The 1,070-nt window shown below is 62.6% G+C and carries 1 protein-coding gene; it reads right to left on the bottom strand.

Annotation, left to right across the window (positions count from 1 at the left end; translation table 11 throughout):
• Positions 1–65: 65 nt before the first annotated feature.
• Positions 66–812 (bottom strand): phosphoglyceromutase, encoded by a 747-nt coding sequence (locus tag QMG79_RS16580; protein WP_283539735.1) that lies wholly within the window; start codon positions 810–812, stop codon positions 66–68.
• Between the last annotated feature and the right edge of the window lie 258 nt (positions 813–1,070).

The raw sequence follows: 1,070 nt of genomic DNA, 5'->3' as shown, positions 1-1,070 counted from the left end.
GTAACGTACGACGGCGGCCGGTCACCTGAGGTGACCGGCCGCCGTCGTACGTTCTGCGTTAGGGCTTACTTCTTGCCCTGATTGGCAACGGCCTGGATTGCAGCCGCAGCAGCATCCGGATCCAGGTAGGTGCCGCCAGCCTTGATGGGCTTGAAGTCCGCATCGAGGTCGTAGACCAGCGGGATACCGGTAGGAATGTTCAAGCTGGCAATGGCGTCATCGCTGATGCCGTCCAGGTGCTTGACCAAAGCGCGCAGTGAGTTGCCATGTGCTGTAACCAGCACGGTCTTACCGGCCTTGAGGTCTTCCTTGATGTCCGATTCCCAGTACGGCAGCAGGCGGTCCAGGACATCCTTGAGGCACTCGGTGCGGGGAACGGCGTCACCAATGTCGGCGTAGCGAGGATCTCCCACCTGGGAGAACTCGGAGTCGTCAGCCAGGGGCGGCGGCGGGGTGTCATAGGACCGGCGCCATTCCATGAACTGGGTCTCGCCATATTCGGCCAGGGTCTGGGCCTTGTCCTTGCCCTGAAGTGCACCGTAGTGGCGTTCGTTGAGGCGCCAGTCGCGCTTGACGTCAATCCAGCCTCGATCAGCTTTCTCCAGTGCCAGGTTTGCGGTGTTGATGGCGCGCTTCAGGCGGGACGTGTAGAGGATGTCGGGCAGCAGATCGTTTTCCACCAGCAGCTCGCCGCCGCGAACGGCCTCGGTGCGGCCTTGGTCGTCGAGGTCAACGTCCACCCAGCCGGTGAACAGGTTCTTGGCGTTCCATTCGCTGTGGCCGTGGCGCAGCAGAATCAGCTTGTAAGTCATGATTTTCATCCTAGCCGAGGCATGCGGGGCTTTGCTGGGCATTACCATCCACGTCATGGTCCGCCGGGTTTTCGGGCAACGCCCCCCATCCATTTTGTGCACTGGATTTTCCGGAGTGCTTCCCGGGGTGGACGACGGCGGCTGCAGTTCACGACGACGCTAGGCTTAAGCGGTGGTACAGAAAGCGGAGCGGGTGGCGGGAGTCACGGGAGAGGCCCAGGCGATGGCCGGGCCAGCGGGTCCGCTCCGCGCTACCCG

Origin of the sequence: Pseudarthrobacter sp. PS3-L1, from assembly GCF_030063285.1 — a bacterium.
In the GTDB taxonomy this organism is placed as follows: Bacteria; Actinomycetota; Actinomycetes; order Actinomycetales; family Micrococcaceae; genus Arthrobacter.
Note: the sequence above shows the minus strand (reverse complement) of the source record. Positions and strands in the feature narration are given on the sequence as shown.

Coding starts and splice junctions, on each gene's coding strand:
- QMG79_RS16580 (WP_283539735.1), bottom strand. CDS start 812: ATGACTTACAAGCTGATTCTGCTGCGCCACGGCCACAGCGAATGGAAC.